The sequence below is a fragment of the Paracoccus aestuarii genome, from assembly GCF_028553885.1.
Lineage (GTDB): Bacteria > Pseudomonadota > Alphaproteobacteria > Rhodobacterales > Rhodobacteraceae > Paracoccus > Paracoccus aestuarii.
Genome location: NZ_CP067169.1, coordinates 2,966,996 through 2,985,000, shown reverse-complemented (window position 1 = coordinate 2,985,000; position 18,005 = coordinate 2,966,996). Strand labels below are relative to the sequence as shown.

Sequence of the window (18,005 nt, the reverse complement as noted above, 5' to 3'; positions counted from 1 at the left end):
ACTGCATGGATGATGGGGGCCCACAGCCTTACTGAGTCTAAGCAAACTCCGAATACCCGAGAGGACTATCCGGGAGACACACGGCGGGTGCTAACGTCCGTCGTGGAGAGGGAAACAACCCTGACCAACAGCTAAGGCCCCCAATTCGTGGCTAAGTGGGAAAGCATGTGAGACTTCCAAAACAACCAGGAGGTTGGCTTAGAAGCAGCCATCCTTTAAAGATAGCGTAACAGCTCACTGGTCTAATCAAGAGGTCTTGCGGCGAAGATGTAACGGGGCTCAAGCCACGAGCCGAAGCTTTGGATGCACATTTGTTGTGCGTGGTAGCGGAGCGTTCTGTGATATAGAACGCTGCCTCTTTCGTATCCTCGGATGCGACGGAGGCAATGTTCTGACTGTGAAGCCGGGCCGTGAGGCAACCGGTGGAGTGATCAGAAGTGAGAATGTTGACATGAGTAGCGACAAACAGGGTGAGAGACCCTGTCGCCGAAAGTCCAAGGGTTCCTGCTTAAAGCTAATCTGAGCAGGGTAAGCCGGCCCCTAAGGCGAGGCCGAAAGGCGTAGTCGATGGGAACCAGGTTAATATTCCTGGGCCAGGAGATGGTGACGGATCGCAGGTGTAGTTCCTCCTTATCGGATTGGAGGGGCTGCTGAGCGGTTCCTGGAAATAGCCCTCCACAAGACCGTACCCGAAACCGACACAGGTGGACTGGTAGAGAATACCAAGGCGCTTGAGAGAACCACGTTTAAGGAACTCGGCAAAATACCTCCGTAAGTTCGCGAGAAGGAGGCCCGGTTTTTACGCAAGTGAAGGCCGGGGGCACAAACCAGGGGGTGGCGACTGTTTACTAAAAACACAGGGCTCTGCGAAGTCGCAAGACGACGTATAGGGTCTGACGCCTGCCCGGTGCCGGAAGGTTAAAAGGAGAGGTGCAAGCCTTGAATTGAAGCCCCGGTAAACGGCGGCCGTAACTATAACGGTCCTAAGGTAGCGAAATTCCTTGTCGGGTAAGTTCCGACCTGCACGAATGGCGTAACGACTTCCCCGCTGTCTCAAACGTGGACTCAGCGAAATTGAATTGTCTGTGAAGATGCAGACTTCCCGCGGTTAGACGGAAAGACCCCATGCACCTTTACTACAACTTCGCACTGGCATCAGGATTGCGATGTGCAGGATAGGCGGTAGGCTTTGAAGCGGGGACGCCAGTTCCCGTGGAGCCACCCTTGAGATACCGCCCTTCGCACTCTTGATGTCTAACCGCGGCCCGTTATCCGGGTCCGGGACCCTGCGTGGTGGGTAGTTTGACTGGGGCGGTCGCCTCCCAAACAGTAACGGAGGCGCGCGAAGGTTGGCTCAGAGCGGTCGGAAATCGCTCGTTGAGTGCAATGGCAGAAGCCAGCCTGACTGCAAGACTGACAAGTCGAGCAGAGTCGAAAGACGGCCATAGTGATCCGGTGGTCCCGAGTGGAAGGGCCATCGCTCAACGGATAAAAGGTACGCTGGGGATAACAGGCTGATGATGCCCAAGAGTCCATATCGACGGCATCGTTTGGCACCTCGATGTCGGCTCATCTCATCCTGGGGCTGGAGCAGGTCCCAAGGGTACGGCTGTTCGCCGTTTAAAGAGGTACGTGAGCTGGGTTTAGAACGTCGTGAGACAGTTCGGTCCCTATCTGCCGTGGGTGTTGGAGACTTGAGAGGAGTTGCCCCTAGTACGAGAGGACCGGGGTGAACGTTCCACTGGTGGACCTGTTGTCGTGCCAACGGCAGTGCAGGGTAGCTATGAACGGACAGGATAAACGCTGAAGGCATCTAAGCGTGAAGCCCCCCTCAAAACAAGGTCTCCCTTGAGAGCCGTGGAAGACCACCACGTCGATAGGCCGGAGATGTAAGTGCAGCAATGCATTCAGTTGACCGGTACTAATGGCTCGATAGGCTTGATTTGATCCGGAAGAAGCAGGATTACCCCCGCTTCCTCCAAAGCATCCTTGGACAATATCAGATCCCGCAAGGGATCCGACGCTGAGCGTTTCTTTCCTGGTCTGGTGGCCCTAGCGCGAGCAAAACACCCGATCCCATCCCGAACTCGGCCGTTAAGTGCCGCTGCGCCGATGGTACTGCGTCTCAAGACGTGGGAGAGTAGGTCACCGCCAGACCTGGAAAGAAACGCATATCTCTCTGAAACGATCAAAACACCCGATCAGGACAAAATTGGCGCGGGGTAGAGCAGCCCGGTAGCTCGTCAGGCTCATAACCTGAAGGTCGTAGGTTCAAATCCTACCCCCGCAACCAAAAATCCGCAGTAATAACAGCGCGTTACGCCCGGTCAGGCCGTGGGGTATCATCATACCGGTCCGCCGACTCAACACCTACTCAACAAAAATGAGCTGGGTGGGAAACGACGGCGGGGCCGCACTTTCGCGGGCGATTGACCCGCTTGTCGGAACGCGCATACTGCTCTGGAACCCACAAGCCGGGATCCATCAGATGATCGAAGAAGAACCGAACATCGTCACGTCGGGCAAAAGCCAGCGCGTCATCATCGACGGCTATCCCTTCTCCATCGAAATCTATCGCGCCGAAACGGATCAGAACTGGATGCTTGAAGTCGTCGACCAGGATGGCACCAGCCATGTCTGGGACGACCAGTTCGCCTCCGACAAGGAAGCCAGAGACGCCGCTGTTCAGACAATCGAGGAAGAAGGCGCCATCGCCTTCATGCGTGGCGACAATGTCATCCGGTTTCCAGAAAGATGACGCGCGGCGCTGGCGGCCCAGAACGGCCCTTTGCTGACTTTCTCCCAGATAAAAACTGTTGCGGCGCATCGTTACCAAACCTGCCGTTCAGTTTGGCTCGAAGCGCAATGCCGGCTCTAATAATTCGCCCAAGCTCCTGTGCGCGAGGCGGGACAATTACTATCGCCTCAGGCTTTCATGACTACTCTGCCGCCACGCAACTCTTCAGTTGCGGCAAGAAACATATCCCGGGTTACGCCGTGAAGATGCTCGATGTCTTCGTCTAAAAGAACATCCTTGGCTCGCTCCTTGGCACGTTCAGGGTCCATTAACTTGAAGAGCCTGATGGTTTCGGCTCCCTTCGCTGAACCGTTCTTTGGGTTTACTAGGATGGCCTTTTCAGCCACTCCAAAATTCAGATGATCAGTCGGATCGTCAACGAAGGGATGCACAATGGTAAAAATCGTGCGCCGATAGGTGGACGCCACCACAGCGACCGTATCGGTCTCCCCCTTACAATCGACGTTGCAACAATAGCATGCCAAAACTAGGTTTGTTGGCCAAAATGCCCAACTGAAATGAGGGCTCTTCGGCGCGATATGATCTCTGTGGGGCCGTTTCTCGAATAGGCGAGTGCCGCAATATGCGCATCGCCTAGATTGCGCGACCATCATTGTTGCAGTTACGTTATTTTTGAAGTCCCTGTACTTTCCATCACTGCGCTTCCATAGATTTTGCGCGGTCGGGACATCAGAAAGCTTCGAGCGCAAAAAGCGGACGACTTGTCTGTCGAAGGGCGGTGCGTTTAATTTCTTCATGCAAGCTTGTCCTTGTAATCTCTTATTGACGCAACAACTTTAGCTAGGTCGTGTTGACAAAAGGGATTCCTCTGGCAGTCGTCGTATGATTCAAGCTCATCTCTACGTGGGAGATGAACTTGGCACGCAACCTGATATCCGACGATGAGTGGACCTTCTTCGAAGGCTTCATTCGTGCCGTCCGGCACGCTAACGGGCGGAAACCCGCGAACCATCGTCTTGTTCTCGATGGAATTTTCTGGATCGCAAGGACTGGTGCGCCATGGCGTGATCTGCCCGAAGAGTTTGGCAAGTGGTCCTCGGTCTACCGTCAGTTCCGCCGCTGGACTTTGGCGGGACTGTGGGAGGATATCCTGGATGCGCTGAACCACGCTGAGATCGCGCCAGACAAGCTCCAGATGGTTGATAGCACTGTGATCCGCGCGCACCATCATGCGGCGGGCGCAAAAGGGGGACTCCGAAAGAGGCTCTTGGCCGTTCGAGAGGTGGGTTCTCGACCAAGATCCATCTCAGGGTCAACGGCGCAGGCCTCCCGATGAGGACCGAGATCACGCCGGGGCAAGAGTCCGATTACACCGGCTACGATCTGGTGATGGCCGACAATCTTCCACAGCCCGCCGTTCTGGTCGCCGACAGGGGCTATGACTCTGATAAAATTCGGGAAGACAACGAGAGCCGCAACGCCCTGCCCATGATACCGATGCGAAAGAACCGAAGGGTGCGCAAGGCTGTCGACATGACCATCTATACCCTGCGCAACATGGTCGAGCGCTGCTTCAACAAGCTGAAAAACAGCCGCCGCCTGGCAACCCGCTACGACAAAACCGCCGAAAGCTTCCTCGGCTTCGTCGACGTCGCCTGCATCAGGCTCTGGCTCCGCCATTTGTCAACATGACCTAATGCGAATTTGGAGTTTATCCTGAAGCTCCTTCTCAGGCGCGGCGAAAAGCTCACTAGGAATAATATCCAACAGTATTTTGATGATGTGAGCAAAAGATTCGTCACTGGTGGCTCGAGTCTCGACGAGTTTGTGATGGCAAGCAATGCCGACAGTTTTCTAACGGAAATCGCGAAGAAGAATCGCCTTCAAAATCGACGGCCGACTTCGATTGCGATCATCTCTTCATCCGGTGGACAATAGACAAACAGTTCTATGCTATCTTTACCTCCCGCTTGCCCATCACCTCATCAAACCGCCGCCCATCTCCCTCCAGCACCGCTGCCTGCCCCGTCAAGTTCTGCCAGCGGGCAATGGCGACATCGACATAGGCCGGGTTCAGTTCGATCCCGTAGCAGACCCGGCCGGTGGTCTCGGCGGCGATCAGCGTGGTGCCCGATCCCATGAACGGCTCATAGATCGCCTGTCCGGGGCTGGAATTGTTCAGGATCGGCCGGCGCATGCACTCGACCGGCTTCTGGGTGCTGTGAACCGTCTCGGCATCCTGATCCTTGTTCGCGATTTGCCAGAGCGTGGTCTGCTTGCGATCCCCGGCCCAGTGGCCCTTGCCGCGCTTCTTCACGGCATACCAGCAAGGCTCGTGCTGCCAGTGGTAGTCGCCCCGGCTCAGCACCAGCCGGTCCTTGGCCCAGATGATCTGCGAGCGGATGTCGAACCCGGCTGCGATCAGGCTGTCGGCGACGGTCGTGGCATGCAGTGCGCCGTGCCAGACATAGGCGACGTCGCCCGGAAACAGCGACCAGGCCTCGCGCCAGTCGGCGCGGTCATCGTTCAGGACCTTGCCGGTCCGCTTGGTGGCCGACGCGCCGGACTGGTTGCGCCATGCCGGGTCGTACTCGACGCCGTAGGGCGGATCGGTAACCATCAGCATCGGCTTCACGCCGGCCAGCAGCTTTTCGACATCCGTCGCGATAGTGGCATCACCGCAGAGCAGGCGGTGGCTGCCCATGATCCAGATGTCACCGGGGCGGGAGATCGGGTCGACCGGCGGCTCGGGGATCTCGTTCTCACCATCGACGGCGCCTTCCTCGCTGCCGTCCAGATCGCCGAGCAACTCGTCCAGTTCCGCCTCGGAGAATCCGATAATGTCGAGATCGAAGTCGATGTCGCGCAGGCCCTCCAGCTCCAGACGCAGCAGCTCCGCATCCCAGCCGGCATTCTCGGCGATCTTGTTGTCGGCAATCACCAGCGCGCGGCGCTGCGCCTCGGTCAGATGGTCGAGAACGATCACCGGGACCTCGGCCAGACCCAATTTCTGCGCCGCCATCAGTCGCCCGTGGCCGGCGATGATGACATCGTCGCCGCCGATCAGGATCGGGTTGGTGAAGCCGAACTCTGCGATGGAGGCGGCGATCTGCGCGATCTGGTCGTCGGAATGGGTACGGGCATTGCGAGCGTAGGGGACAAGCCGCGTGGTGGGCATCATCTCGATCTGCAAGGCCGTCTCCTTCCGTCCCGCCGCGGCGGGTCATGAAAACGCCGGGCGGTGGGACGCCCGGCGAGGTGTTATCTAGCGGTCCGCGAACCTGCGAACCCAAAGGTGCGAACCCGGTCCGCGAACCCAGAATTTTTCCCTGACGCTAGAGGCTTAGCGCGCCTCTGCCCCCCGCATAGGATCGATCCCGCGGAGGAACCAGAGCCGGGAGGCGGGGGCTTTTTCACCTCCGATCCGGCCCGGGCAGCAACAATATTGCGCTGCATCTCCGTCGGCTGGGGCTCTGTCACCTTCGGCCATCTTAGGGATAAACTGCCCCAAAACCGCTGATATTGTCGCGCCCTAAGTTCGACCCATTCGCGCCCTCACGGCGCCCCGCTGGCGCCCCCGCCGCGCGGTTTGGCGCCCTGTTCTGCACCGGTCGATTTTGCGCCGACCGTTTGCGCGGGCTTTTTCTCAAGCTTCTTCAGGGCCTTGGAGATGGTCAGCAGGCTCGCCGTCCAGCGCCGCCAAGCGGTGGAGCGCACGCAGCCGACATGGCGGCAGATGGTCTGCCAGCGGTGACCCTCGGCCCGCATCCAGACGATGCGCCGATTGTCGGCGGCCAACTGCTCGGTCTCGCCGCCGATCAGGGCCAGCCAGCTCAGCGCCTCTTCCATGCGCTGGATCTCGCGGGCATTGGGAATCACCCGCATCCGCGCCGGTTCATAGCCATAGGCATGCTTTGCCTCATGGACATATTCCGGCCAGGACCGACTGTAACCGCGTGCCCCTGAAGAGGGCGGGTTCGGCAGGCGCTTCAGCGTCAATGCGGCTTCCTCGAAGCGGTCTTCGATCTCACGCGGCGTCATCTTCACCAGCCTTTCTATGCGGAATGGGCACGCCGCGCCCCGTCAGCCGGTCCACCGTCACCAGTGAGAGGCGCAGCAGGGTGCGGGCCATGGTATTGGTCACCGCGGTCGCCGGCAGGTAGCGGTCGGAGTTGATCCAGTCGGCGAAGAACCGGTGCTGGGCGGTGATGCGGGGATCGGCTTCTCTGCGCAATCTCGCTTGCCTGGCCGCCCGCACGGCGTCGGTGAAATAACCCCAGGTCCGGATCGGGCTGATCCTGATCTGCGTGGTGCGTTTGGCGATGGTCGGCAGGATGTCCGCCTCGAGGTCGATCCCCTCGCGCAGCCAGCCATCGATGACATCCGCCGTGCCGGTGATTGCCGCCCGTGACGCCGGGCAGAGGCCGGGGCCTCCGGCGGCGAGACAGCGGGTCTGGGGATCGGAGTTATCCACAGGCCCGGTCCAGCCCTCCGGCGTAGTAGTAAGGTTATAAGGATGGTTCGGGTGAATCTGGTTCACGGGGTCATGCGAACGTGGTTCACGGGTTACCCGTGAATGAGATTCACGGGGTGAACCCTGTTCACGGGTCGAAACCAGCTTATCCACAGCCTCGGGCAGGATCGCATATTCGACCGTGTAGCCGTGTTTGCAGTCCCGCTGACCGGCTTCGGAGACCAGCCCGCCGCGGATCAGCTCGGCGATGGCGATCTGCACCGCGCGGCGCGACAGTTCCAGATCGCGGGCTATGTTGGCCTTCGAGGTCCAGATGCCGGAGCCATCGTCCGCCGCCTTGTCGGCCATGTAGAGCAGCACGGCTTTGCGGGTGGCCGATCCGACCACACGGCGCTGCACCGAGGCGGCGATCAGGTTGCTCATGGCCCGCCTCCTTCGAAGATTTCCTCAATCGAGCGGGTCTCGAAGGCCGTGGGCGCAATGAAGCGCAGGATTGCATTGCGGTCGATGATCAGGAAAGGCAGGAAGACGGTTGCAATGATAACGATGACGGCGAGGGCGGCGGCGATCACGACACCCACCTTCATCGTGCCACCCGGCGCGCGCCGGTCTTCCGGCTTTCCTGCTCCAGCAGCCAGTCCTTCACCGCGCCGCGCCGGTAAAGCACCTTGCGCCCGATCCGAATGCAGGGTGGCCCGATCCGCCGCGTCTCCCAGCGCTTCAGCGTGTCGCTGCTGACCCCGATGATGCCCGCCAGCTCCCGCCGCGGCATCCAGTCATCCAGCAGCCCCTCAGGCGAGCCGATAGCTTCTTCCGTCATGATCCCGATCCTTCCGTAATTGCGGGATCAACGGGTGCATGACGGCGCACCGGAAAGCGCGGAATGGACCGGAACGGGAAGGGCGGAGGTCGTTCCGGTCAGAAAAATCAAGTGGTTAGGGTATAGATGGGACGTAGAGACTGCCCCTGATGGATGAACGATAAAGTTCCGATCGACCAGATGGCGGCTATGCGGACTTTGCTGACCTTCGACGAACGGCAGATAGGTTAGAGCATCGCAACAGATGCTACTGGTCCCTCGCAAGAGCCGCAATCGAGACCATCTGGCCCCGCAGGTGCGCGCCTTCATCGACTGGACCGTCGAGCTTTTCCGCATGACCGAGGACCAACTGATTGGCCGCCCATGAAGCTTACGGCGCAACGTCCAAATGCTGCGGCCCCGTCGGCCCGGCAGGTCGACCACTGCGGTAAGGCTCGGTATGGTTGCATCCGGCAGATACGGAGAGAAAAAATGACCGAAACCAAGGATCGCGTCGTGCGGGTTCACGCCATCGGCGGCCCAGAAGTGCTGCACATCGACCATATCCCGGTCGAGGCGCCCGGCCCCGGCGAGATCGGCATCCAGGTCTCTGCGATCGGCCTGAACCGCGCCGACGTCATGTTCCGCCGCAACAATTATATCGAGAAGGCGGAACTGCCCTCGCGCCTCGGCTTCGAGGCCTCTGGCCGGGTGACGGGGCTTGGCGAAGGCGTCGGCGGTTTCCAAAGCGGCGACAGGGTTTGCGTCGTGCCCGGTGCGCCGCTCGGGGTGCATGGCACCTGCGCCGACTGGGTCAATGTTCCGGCCTCACGTGTCCTGCCTTGCCCGGAAGGGCTCGAAGACGCAGAGGCCGCCGCACTCTGGATGTCCTATGTCACGCCCTACGGCGCGCTGATTGAGATCTGCCGGATCCGCGCAGGCCAGCACGTGCTGATCACCGCGGCAAACAGCACGGTGGGGCTGGCTGCAATCCAGATTGCCCGCACGGTCGGAGCCTACCCGATCGCGACCGTCCTGAGCGAAAGCCTGCGCCAGCCGGTGCTGGAGGCCGGGGCCGAAGCGGTGATCGTGATGGAAAGTGAAGACCTGGCCCAAGGCCTCGCCCGGGCTGCTCCGGATGGCATCGACGCCGCCTTCGATGCTGTCGGCGGCCCTCAGGTCGCACAGATCGCCGAAGCGATGCGCCCGCGTGGAACCATCGTCATCCACGGCGCGCTGAGCCCCGACCAGACGCCTTTCCCGCTGAAGCTCGCACTGCGCAAGAACCTGTCTCTGCGTGGCTATTACTACACCGAGGTGACCGACGATTCGGAGGCCCTGAGCCGGGCGCAGGACTTCCTCAACAAGGGCATCGCCGCAGGTCATGTGGTCCCGAAAATCGATCGCAGCTTCGCGTTGGAGGATATCGCCGAGGCCCATGCCTATCTGGAAAGCGGGCGACATTTGGGGAAAGTCGTGGTCCTGACTCAGGCGGGGAACTAAGAATTCTCTTGGCGGCTTGAGTGCTAACCTCACTTTCTGCAATTGCATTCACCGCGCTGTTTCTGGGTGTCCGCAAAGGGCTCTGACCCGACATTCGACTGCTCATCAGATACGTCACCTATCAACCTCAGGCTGCATTCGTGTCAATCCCTTCGCGCTGAAAGGACTGCCCTTTCAGGCATGAAGACGAACGAGGAGATACATCATGTCTTTGCCGCCCCGCGCCCTTTACTCGCTGATCGAAGTTTCCGCTCGCTGGGGCTGCACGATTGCCGATATTGTCGACTGGGCCTTTGCGGGGCACCTGGAGATTCTCGTTGCCATTCCGCCGACTCGGTTTTATGGGGTGCTGCATTCCGATCTGGTCGCCGTCGCGCCCAGCGACGTGCTGCGGATGTGCCGGCGCTTCGGGGTGGCACATGATGAGATTCTGATCTTGCGGGTGCGTGGGCCGGGGGCGGAAAACTGGTCGGTCGCGCATCCGCCCGAGGAGGGGCTGATGATCGATCTGTATGATCTGATGATCACGGCAGACACGTTGGCCAAATTCGAGGAGCGTCAAAGAGTCTGCCGGCGAAGCAACACTGGTCCGGCAATGAAATACGACTGGGAGGCAGCCTATCTGGCGACGATGATCCGTATCTATGAACACGGGTTGCCAGAGAGTCTGACTGCGCTTGTTGCAGAAATGCAGGAATGGTTCATCCAGAACAGCGCGGATGGCGATGCCCCTGACGAAAGCACCATCCGCAAGCGGATCAGCCCGATCTGGCACCAGCTGCGTGCGCCTGTTCCGGCATAGGCTCCTGCATTTCGGCGGGCGAGGCGGAATGGACCAGCCGAGGCCTCGCTCGCACCAGATCGGCGACGGCATCGACACCGGCACGCAGCGGCGAATCCATCAGATGGGCATAGCGCTGGGTGGTGCGCGACTGTGAATGACCGAGCAGTTTGCCAATCATCTCCAGCGAGGCACCACCGCTGACCAGCAGCGAGGCGAAGGTGTGGCGCAGGTCGTGAATGCGAACATCGGGCAGCTCGGCCTGCATTTGAATGCAGCGCCAGAACCGGCGGAGTTCCTGTACCGGCTGATCCTTTCCCTCGACATCGCCGGGAAACAGCCAGTCGCAGCCTGCGGGCACCGCGCCCAGCCGCGTGCGAACCAGCGCCACCGTGTCCAGCGAGATTGGCACCCGGTGAATGCGGCGCTGCTTGGTATTGGCCGCGGGTTTCGTCCAGATCTCACGTTCCAGATCGAAATGCTCGAAGCGGGCAGTGCGCACCTCGCCAACCCTGGCGCCGGTCAGCATGCAAATGCGGATGATGGCGGCTGCGCGCTGGTCCTCGGCTGCGGCCAGCGCATCGCCAAGCCGGGCGATCTCGTCCATTGACAGAAATAGTTCGCGTTCCACCTCCATGCGGCGGCGGAAGCCCAGCGCCGGATTATCCGCCCGCATCTTCCACGCGATGGCCAGATTGAAGACCTTGCGCAGCATTTCACCCGCGCGGTTGGCCCGGATCGGGGTCGGTTTTGGAGGTGCCAGCGGTTTAGCACGTTTGGCTTTGGTCTTCTTCTTCGCCGGGCGGGATCGACCCTGCGCAATCAGGTTCAACACCCGCTCGACATCGGCGGGTTCGATTTCGCTGACCAACCGGTGCTTCCAGTGCGGTTCGATCAGCTTGCGCAGCATGGATTCCTGATCGGCGGCATTGCGCGGCGCCAGATGGGCAGCATGTTCACGCAGATAGCGTTCGACCAGATCCGGAAAGCGTGGCGCCTCGCGGGCATCCTCGCGTTCGGCCATGGGATCCTGTCCGCTGTCGACGTCGCGGCGCAGGACCTTGGCGCGGTCCCGGGCGGCGGTGACGCTCCATTCCGGCCAGCGTCCGATGGTGAAGCGGCGCTGGCGCCCGGCGACCCGGTAATCGAACATGAAGGACCGGCTTCCGGATGGGTAGATGCAGATCGACAGGCCCACCACCTCGGTGTCGAAGACCTGCCATGGTCGAGGCCGGGTCTCCGCCGCCCGGACCAGTTTCTCGCTGAGTTTTTCTCTGTTCCGCAAGGATAAATCTCCCGTCTTTCCCGTTGACACATGCGTAGAATCGCAGGTTTATCAACGAGATCATTCGAGTACCGGAATACAGGAACGGACCGGAACGGGAAGCCGGGCAGGGGCGCCGGTTCGGGCGAACGGCGAGGAATGCGCCCTCACTGGCCTGCGCTATCTTCTTCAGGCCAAGTTCACTTTGTCAGCATGATAAGCGGTCGAACCTTGCAGAGCGCATCAAGTTCTGCATTTGTTCCTGTCCATGACACGCCGCAGCACACCTCAAGCCAAGATCGACGATTCGGCCTGTCCGGTCCGGGTGCTAATTTACGTGCCGGGAATGGGTTTTGGCCGCAGGTCCGACGCGCTGCACGAGTGGCTGGCGACGCGTATCGGCCGCGGCAACTATGCCTGGCATGGCGGCGGGCGTGGTGGCACGCGGGACCGGATCGCGCTTTATTTCCGTGAGCCGGATGCGGCCAGCGCCTGCCTGACGGCCTTTCCGGATCTGGAACTGGCTGACGGAACCTGCCTGCCGGGCTACAGTTCGCCCTATATGCCCTTTGGCCGTTCCGAGGACGACGATACCGTGTGCAATCTTTATAATCAGACCACCACGCAGGAGGCGATGCGCCAGCTTTTCAAGGGCATGAGCATGACCGACCGCGCGGGCAATGTCGCACCGGGCAAGATCTATCCGGATCAGCTGGCGCCGATCATCCGCCATGATGGCAAGTCGCTGGAATTGGTGAAGGCACGGTGGGGGATGCCATCGCCACCCTCAGTTCTGAAGACCCAGCGGGATCCGGGCGTCACCAATGTCCGCAACCTGACCTCATGTCACTTCACTCCGATGAAATAGGCCAGGGCCGCAACGGCGCCAGCGATGATGATGTAGATCCCGCCCTTGGCCTGGCCGGTGATGGCGGGGGCGGATGGCTTCCCGGTCACGGGCGGCGCGGCATCCACGAGCGGCGGCCGGGCATTGGCCGCAGCCCACCAGCTGCGCACGTCGAAGCCGGGGCATTGCGTCGGCCCGAGGTCGCGGTGCCCGACGACCTCCGCGCCGGGATGCTTGGCCAGCAGATCCTTGACGAGGTTGATCGTCGCGGCCTTCTGCGCCTCCGTGCGGTTGTCCACGCCGACGTTCGGCCCGGTCGCCCGCTCGATGCCGCCGATGCAGCAGATGCCGATGCTGCCGGTATTGTGTCCGGAGACATGCGCCCCCACCACGTTGTCCGGTCGGCCCTTCTGCACGGTGCCGTCGCGCTTGATGACATAGTGATAACCCACGTCGTTGAAGCCGCGTTGCAGGTGCATCCGCCGAATGTCGGCTACGCCAAGGTCTTGGTCCGGGTAGGTCGCGCTGTAGTGCAGCACGATCCGCCGGATGGGAGTATTGCTCATGGGGTTCTCCTGATGTGTGGGATTGGGGCGGGGCGCATTTATTTTACGCGGGGTGCGCTTTTATGCTTGACCGTGTGGGCGGCTGCCCATATAACTAAGACATAGCCAAGGGGCAACGCGCCCCGCCAACCCGGAGAAGAAAATGACCGCTAAAGAAAAACTGACCGCCCGCCTCGCAGCCCTGACCACCGAGCAACTGGTCGAAATCTCAATCCGTATGAACCTTGCGATGAGCAACGAGGAAACCCTGGTCGCCATCTATGCCGAACGCGAACTTGAGAAGCGCATGACCGCTGAAGAATTCGCCGCCCATTTGGAGGTGCTGGAAACAATGCTGGACGCCGCCGCATGACCCCCACAGAATTAAAGCAGGCCCGGCAATCGCTGGGCCTTTCCACAGCCCAACTAGCCGCGCTGCTGGACACAGACCCGCAAACCATCCGCCGCATGGAGCAGAGCGAGAGCGCCAGCACGTTCCGCACGCCTGCGCCCCGCATGGTGCGGCTGATCCGCGCCTACCTAGACGGATATCGCCCGACTGACTGGCCGAAAGGAGACGACAAGTGAGCATCAACAAATTCCGAGGCCTGCTCTACACCCTCGCCAAGCTGTTGGGCGACGTGCAGGCCGTCCGCAGCCCGCGCAAGGGCGCCATCACCCGCCGGATCGGTCGGCGGCTGGCGGGCAAGGCAACGGGCCGGATGCTCGGGAAGCTGTTTCGCTGAGCCAGCGCGCGTGGATCGCCTCGCAATGCGTCACGTCGTCGAAGCACCAGCCCATCGCCTCGATAAAGCCCGTCCACTGCCGGTCCCATGCCCGCGCGCATAGCGGCTGATGCGCCGGCCCGCCGAGGCAGCGGTTCAGCGCCACAGAGCAGCGCCAGTGCAGGCTGTGTGACCTGCCCCCCGCGAAATCCCTCACCGCAATGTAGAGTCTGCGCCAACTCTGAAGGAGCAGACACATGCGTAAGAGCCGTTTCACCGAGGCGCAGATAATCGGGATGATCAAGGAGCAAGAGGCCGGGATGCCGACGGCCGAGGTGTGCCGCAGGCACGGCTTGAGCCCGGCGACGTTCTACAAGCTGAAGGCAAAGTATGGCGGGATGGAAGTGTCCGAGGCTGCCAGGCTGAAGGCGCTCGAGGACGAGAATGCCAAGCTGAAGCGCCTGCTGGCGGACACCATGCTGGACAACGTGGTGTTGAAAGATCTGCTGGGAAAGAACTGACGACATTGACGAAGCGGCGAGACGCTGCGCTCAGGGCGATGCGGGATCATGACATCTCGCGGCGCCGGGCCTGCAGGCTGATCGGTGTCGACCCCAAGACTATTCGGCGCGAACGCCCGCCGGATTGCCCCGAGATCCGTAAGGAGATGCAGGAGATCGCCGGCAAGCGGCGTCGGTTCGGCTACCGCCGGATCGGCGTGCTGCTGGAGCGCAAGGGCATGAGCATGAACCACAAGAAGCTCTACCGGATATATCGAGAGGAAGGGCTGTCCGTGAAAAGGCGGCGCGGTCGCAAGCGAGCGCGTGGCACAAGGACACCGATGCCGTCAGCCGCGGGCGTCAATGCGCGCTGGTCATTGGACTTCGTGTCCGACAGCTTCGGCGCGTCGCGGAAGTTTCGGATTCTGGCGGTGATCGACAATTGCACACGGGAGTGCCTGTGCCTTGTCGCGGACACCAGCCTGTCAGGGGCGCGTGTCGCCCGAGAGCTGAGCGCACTGATCAGGGTCTACGGCAAACCCGGCTGCATCGTCAGCGACAACGGCACAGAGTTCACCAGTCGGGCAATCCTGAAATGGGCCGACGAAAACGAGGTGCCGTGGCACTACATCGATCCCGGGAAACCGCAGCAGAATGCATTCATCGAAAGCTTCAACGGCAGCCTGCGGGACGAGCTGCTCAACGAGGAAATCTTCGACAGCCTGGAGGACGCACGGCGAAAGCTGGCCCTCTGGCGCTACGACTACAACACGGTCCGGCCGCATTCGTCCCTGGCTAACCAGACACCGCAGCAAGCGCGCCGGACGCTTGAGCAATTTGAGGGCTCCGCGTCCGGCGCGCTTGCGCAAGACGGGGAACCGGAATACCCAAATCCAACCTGCAGACTCTCGTTATGAATGAGGGACCAGCAGGGGGCAGGTCAGAGCCTCTCCCGGATCTCTTTGTCTATCGTCTGCAACATGGCCCGGTCGTTCTCACCAAGCCGCTCCCAGACCCCTCCCGCCTTAGCCGATACCACCAGCGACGCCTTGCATTCATCGATCTCGACGTAATCGCCGATGACGAGCGCCCGCATGTCCGTGCTGCCACGACCACGCCCCTTGCCGGTTTCCCGTTCTCCGAGCGTCGCGATCGAGAACTCGGTCGGAGTCAAGATTCGGTCGCGATGAGCCTTCAGAGTTGCTTGCGAAGGGGTGATCAACGGTCCCAGGCCGTTGCGGGAACGGACTTCGTTCTCAGCCTTTACAAGCACTTCCAGGCGCTTTTGCACGGAAGCAACCAAACGAGCCTTAAGATCAAGACCAACATCCTCCCATGCCTGCGTCATGAGCTCCCTCAGGCACGGCGGCAGCCGGGATGTTGCGTTGCCCTTCAGGTGGTCAAGCGGGGTCACTGCATCTAGCGGGCTCTCTCCGGGGCCCACGCCATGTGCGGCCCGAGCGTATTTCACCAGTGTGCGTCCGCGGTAGAGGGTCAAGTAGTGTCCATAACCGCCTTTGGGCGGCGTCAGGTGGATCTTTTCACCCAAAATATCCTGTGCGAGATCTCGAATACGCTCGCGTTTGGCTTCCGCGTATCTGACCGAAATTTCCGCGTCGGGGCGCCCGGTCTGTCGGCGCAGGTCCTCCCGCAGCGCGTGCATCGCCTCTGCGATGGCAAGATGAAACTTTGCGAGCCGCCGCTGCATCTCCGGCAAGCCTTCGGAAGAGATGAACCCTCCCAGTCGAGACTCCATCCGCCGCCCCGTGTCGGCACCTAGGATGTCGACGCGGACGCCAGGCATCTTCAGTTGATCGACGAGCTGCATGAAAGACATGAAGGACGTCGATCCCGACGCCGTATCCTCTACCGTATAGCCGTGCTCATCTTGGCCTGTCACTGTCAGATTACGGGTGTGAAGGCGCAGCTCAGAGCCCACGGGTATGGCGTAACGGGGGACAGGCATCAGCTCCGCACCTCGATGCGCGAGTTTTCCCACAACACGTGATCAAGGTTCGCATGCAACTTGCGGGCCGCGACGAGGCGGTAACACGCTGCGAATACTCTCGGCTGCGCAAGCGGCACCCGCGGGAAGAGGTCCTTCATCAACCGGAGCGTCTTCAGCCTACGCGCGGTGTTCAACGTAATTTCATCGGCCTCAGGGTCAGGCCTGAAGACGAAGTTATGCATGCGGAACAGGTTGTCCCTGCGCTGGCGGGTGTAGTCCTGTGCATCAACAACGATCATGTCATTCGCTGTTGACTTCGGCGTGGCTGCGTGAATCGCTTTGATCGCCCTGACAGTCTTCGGCTTCTTGAGGCTGACATGGTTGCGGACGAAGACGAGCCGACGGCGGCCGTCGCGTGTCGTCATCAGCAGATCGTGCGTGTAGGAGCGTTCAACGCCGTCATCGTCCCTGTAGCGCACCGTCATTGGCTGAAAATGAAGATCGTAGAGCTGTGGACTCACGAGGGCTTCGTGCGCAACAGCGATCTCAGCAGCGCTTTCCCCAATTCCGACCTTCGGCTGCCAGTTGTTCGCTTCGGTCCGGTAGGCGATGTGCACCTTGTGCGAAACGGAACTGCGTGCGCTCGGATTGCGCACGCCGTCGAAGGGCAGCACGCCGTGGATTTCCGGCAGGGTGATCGCGCTGGCCTTCGGCAGTTTCGCCGGGGAGTAGGCCCAGGTGTCGTGGTCGATGACGACTGTCATGTCTCTCTCCAGCCCTTGCAGCTGATGCTACAAAGGGTTCGTGGTGTTCCTGGGGGAAATCGGTCCTTGCCTGATCCGTGTTCGGATTCTACCTAGGCAGTGATACCGGGCGATTTCGCCCCAACTCTTCAATGCGCCAGTCATCTGGCGCATTTTTTCTTGTCAGCCTGCTGCTCGGTTGCTAGGGGCCTCCGCCTCGCTGTTCACCGGCAGCTGAAAATCCGGATAATTTCACTCTTTCCCTCCTCCAACGCGCTGTCGTTACAGGAACATTCTACCGGCCCGGCGGATGGCGACCAAGCACCCGCCATGTCGTTACCTGTGGAAAACCGCCGTTCATCCTGTCCGTTGTGCATGGGGGAGCGCATCTCCCGTTTCGTCGGACTTGCGGCCGCATGACCATCACGTGGGTTGTCCGCGTCGCGCTTCGAAAGGCCAAGCAGATCGGCAACCCCGGAAGTGCTTGTTCACCTTGAAGTTCATGTCGTCGATGCTGAATGCGACCCACCCGCTCAGGGTTGGCGCAGTGAGGAGACGTCTTCTCGTGCAGGCGCGGCAGTCGTGTATCTGAACTGCGAGAAATCGATTGTCTGTCTAGGAACCGATCTCGATCATGCCATGCACGACACCATATTGAAATGACTCGTTTTTTTGCGAAAAATCGGGCGGAGCCGGCTTCAGGATTTCCGTTCAGCCGCCGACGCTCATTGCTTCTGGCTCCGTAACGAGATGCAGAGCGGCGGGCTTCAATCTGAGCAGAACCACGGAATCGGTGTAGGTTTAAAGGCTTTTCAGAAGCTCACAGGGCGATGCCCTCTCCGCCGGCCGCTACTAGGGCGGTCTAATCTGTGTCATGCGGTTGGCGTTTTCGCATGGTTTGAAGAGCGCGGGCGGCGGCATCGCGCAGGGTGTTGACGACCCTGGACAAAGAGATGCCGTGGATGGCGTCAACGGCCGAATATGCCTGGAGCGCCAGGCGCAGGTCCGGGTGCGACGGTCATCCCGGGTTCCGCCTGCCGCCGGTGATCGTCGACGGACTGCCGGGTATCGGCAAGACGCACTGGGCGCGGCGATTGGATTAGCTGATCGGTGCTAGA

Annotated in this window: 20 protein-coding genes, 1 tRNA gene and 2 rRNA genes (1 of these 23 cut by a window edge); 13 read left to right on the top strand and 10 right to left on the bottom strand. The window is 60.7% G+C overall.

Annotated elements, in window-relative coordinates; genetic code table 11:
• The 4 genes from JHW48_RS15115 to JHW48_RS15100 all read left to right on the top strand — a co-directional run.
• Positions 1–1,946: ribosomal RNA gene (locus JHW48_RS15115) — 23S ribosomal RNA — on the top strand (it extends 890 nt beyond the left edge of the window).
• A 96-nt stretch (positions 1,947–2,042) separates the two neighbouring features.
• A 5S ribosomal RNA gene (gene rrf / locus JHW48_RS15110) occupies positions 2,043–2,157 on the top strand.
• Between the two features lie 59 nt (positions 2,158–2,216).
• A tRNA-Met gene (locus JHW48_RS15105) sits at positions 2,217–2,293 on the top strand.
• A 90-nt stretch (positions 2,294–2,383) separates the two neighbouring features.
• Positions 2,384–2,758, top strand: a complete 375-nt coding sequence (locus tag JHW48_RS15100) for a hypothetical protein (RefSeq protein ID WP_240637997.1) — start codon at positions 2,384–2,386, stop codon at positions 2,756–2,758.
• A 167-nt stretch (positions 2,759–2,925) separates the two neighbouring features.
• Here JHW48_RS15100 and JHW48_RS15095 read toward each other — a convergent pair whose 3' ends face one another.
• Positions 2,926–3,555 (bottom strand): HNH endonuclease family protein, encoded by a 630-nt coding sequence (locus tag JHW48_RS15095; protein ID WP_147388207.1) that lies wholly within the window; start codon positions 3,553–3,555, stop codon positions 2,926–2,928.
• Positions 3,556–3,668: 113 nt separating this feature from the next.
• Here JHW48_RS15095 and JHW48_RS15090 point away from each other — a divergent pair.
• Positions 3,669–4,450, top strand: a protein-coding gene (locus JHW48_RS15090; protein ID WP_272835648.1) for an IS5-like element ISPaes1 family transposase whose coding sequence is annotated in 2 segments (ribosomal slippage) — positions 3,669–4,011 and positions 4,011–4,450 — 783 coding nt in all. Because the reading frame shifts where the segments join, the coding sequence is not laid out codon by codon here.
• Between the two features lie 256 nt (positions 4,451–4,706).
• Here the strand turns inward: JHW48_RS15090 and JHW48_RS15085 are convergent.
• The 5 genes from JHW48_RS15085 to JHW48_RS15065 form a co-directional block, all read right to left on the bottom strand.
• Complete coding sequence (locus JHW48_RS15085; protein WP_119885530.1) at positions 4,707–5,939, bottom strand: site-specific DNA-methyltransferase; 1,233 nt, start codon at positions 5,937–5,939, stop codon at positions 4,707–4,709.
• A 374-nt stretch (positions 5,940–6,313) separates the two neighbouring features.
• Entirely contained in the window at positions 6,314–6,799 is a 486-nt protein-coding gene (locus tag JHW48_RS15080) for a DUF6362 family protein (RefSeq protein ID WP_119885526.1), read from the bottom strand.
• On the bottom strand, positions 6,786–7,655 hold the full coding sequence (locus tag JHW48_RS15075) for a helix-turn-helix domain-containing protein (protein WP_119885525.1): 870 nt from the start codon (positions 7,653–7,655) through the stop codon (positions 6,786–6,788). The genes JHW48_RS15080 and JHW48_RS15075 overlap by 14 nt, the downstream gene beginning before the upstream one ends.
• A complete protein-coding gene (locus tag JHW48_RS15070) occupies positions 7,652–7,804 on the bottom strand; it encodes a hypothetical protein (protein WP_170152240.1) in 153 nt (50 codons plus the stop codon). The genes JHW48_RS15075 and JHW48_RS15070 overlap by 4 nt, the downstream gene beginning before the upstream one ends.
• An 11-nt stretch (positions 7,805–7,815) precedes the next feature.
• Positions 7,816–8,052: a helix-turn-helix transcriptional regulator gene (locus JHW48_RS15065; RefSeq protein ID WP_119885524.1), complete on the bottom strand. Its 237-nt coding sequence runs from the start codon at positions 8,050–8,052 to the stop codon at positions 7,816–7,818.
• Positions 8,053–8,523: 471 nt separating this feature from the next.
• Here JHW48_RS15065 and JHW48_RS15060 point away from each other — a divergent pair, with 471 nt between their 5' ends.
• Positions 8,524–9,534 (top strand): zinc-dependent alcohol dehydrogenase family protein, encoded by a 1,011-nt coding sequence (locus tag JHW48_RS15060; protein ID WP_119885523.1) that lies wholly within the window; start codon positions 8,524–8,526, stop codon positions 9,532–9,534.
• Positions 9,535–9,739: 205 nt separating this feature from the next.
• Positions 9,740–10,336, top strand: a complete 597-nt coding sequence (locus tag JHW48_RS15055) for a hypothetical protein (RefSeq protein WP_119885522.1) — start codon at positions 9,740–9,742, stop codon at positions 10,334–10,336.
• Here JHW48_RS15055 and JHW48_RS15050 read toward each other — a convergent pair.
• Positions 10,293–11,600 (bottom strand): tyrosine-type recombinase/integrase, encoded by a 1,308-nt coding sequence (locus JHW48_RS15050; RefSeq protein WP_119885521.1) that lies wholly within the window; start codon positions 11,598–11,600, stop codon positions 10,293–10,295. The genes JHW48_RS15055 and JHW48_RS15050 overlap by 44 nt on opposite strands.
• 247 nt (positions 11,601–11,847) lie before the next feature.
• Between JHW48_RS15050 and JHW48_RS15045 the strand changes: the two genes are divergently transcribed.
• Positions 11,848–12,447 (top strand): SOS response-associated peptidase family protein, encoded by a 600-nt coding sequence (locus JHW48_RS15045; RefSeq protein ID WP_147388063.1) that lies wholly within the window; start codon positions 11,848–11,850, stop codon positions 12,445–12,447.
• Here JHW48_RS15045 and JHW48_RS15040 read toward each other — a convergent pair.
• Positions 12,426–12,992, bottom strand: coding sequence for an N-acetylmuramoyl-L-alanine amidase (locus tag JHW48_RS15040; protein ID WP_119885519.1), 567 nt, complete (start codon positions 12,990–12,992; stop codon positions 12,426–12,428). The genes JHW48_RS15045 and JHW48_RS15040 overlap by 22 nt on opposite strands.
• A gap of 142 nt (positions 12,993–13,134) precedes the next feature.
• Between JHW48_RS15040 and JHW48_RS15035 the strand changes: the two genes are divergently transcribed.
• The 4 genes from JHW48_RS15035 (at position 13,135) to JHW48_RS15020 (ending at position 15,113) form a co-directional block, all read left to right on the top strand.
• A complete protein-coding gene (locus tag JHW48_RS15035; RefSeq protein ID WP_119885518.1) occupies positions 13,135–13,344 on the top strand; it encodes a hypothetical protein in 210 nt (69 codons plus the stop codon).
• Positions 13,341–13,559, top strand: coding sequence for a helix-turn-helix domain-containing protein (locus JHW48_RS15030; protein ID WP_119885517.1), 219 nt, complete (start codon positions 13,341–13,343; stop codon positions 13,557–13,559). The genes JHW48_RS15035 and JHW48_RS15030 overlap by 4 nt, the downstream gene beginning before the upstream one ends.
• A complete protein-coding gene (locus JHW48_RS15025) occupies positions 13,556–13,717 on the top strand; it encodes a hypothetical protein (protein ID WP_170152239.1) in 162 nt (53 codons plus the stop codon). Before JHW48_RS15030 ends, JHW48_RS15025 begins: the two co-directional genes overlap by 4 nt.
• 236 nt (positions 13,718–13,953) lie before the next feature.
• Positions 13,954–15,113, top strand: a protein-coding gene (locus tag JHW48_RS15020; RefSeq protein ID WP_240637764.1) for an IS3 family transposase whose coding sequence is annotated in 2 segments (ribosomal slippage) — positions 13,954–14,203 and positions 14,203–15,113 — 1,161 coding nt in all. Because the reading frame shifts where the segments join, the coding sequence is not laid out codon by codon here.
• 23 nt (positions 15,114–15,136) lie between these two features.
• Here the strand turns inward: JHW48_RS15020 and JHW48_RS15015 are convergent.
• A complete protein-coding gene (locus tag JHW48_RS15015) occupies positions 15,137–16,024 on the bottom strand; it encodes a hypothetical protein (protein WP_147388062.1) in 888 nt (295 codons plus the stop codon).
• Positions 16,025–16,161: 137 nt separating this feature from the next.
• Positions 16,162–16,908, bottom strand: coding sequence for a hypothetical protein (locus tag JHW48_RS15010; protein ID WP_119885515.1), 747 nt, complete (start codon positions 16,906–16,908; stop codon positions 16,162–16,164).
• A gap of 911 nt (positions 16,909–17,819) precedes the next feature.
• Here JHW48_RS15010 and JHW48_RS15005 point away from each other — a divergent pair.
• Positions 17,820–17,990: a hypothetical protein gene (locus tag JHW48_RS15005; RefSeq protein ID WP_170152238.1), complete on the top strand. Its 171-nt coding sequence runs from the start codon at positions 17,820–17,822 to the stop codon at positions 17,988–17,990.
• Positions 17,991–18,005: the final 15 nt, after the last annotated feature.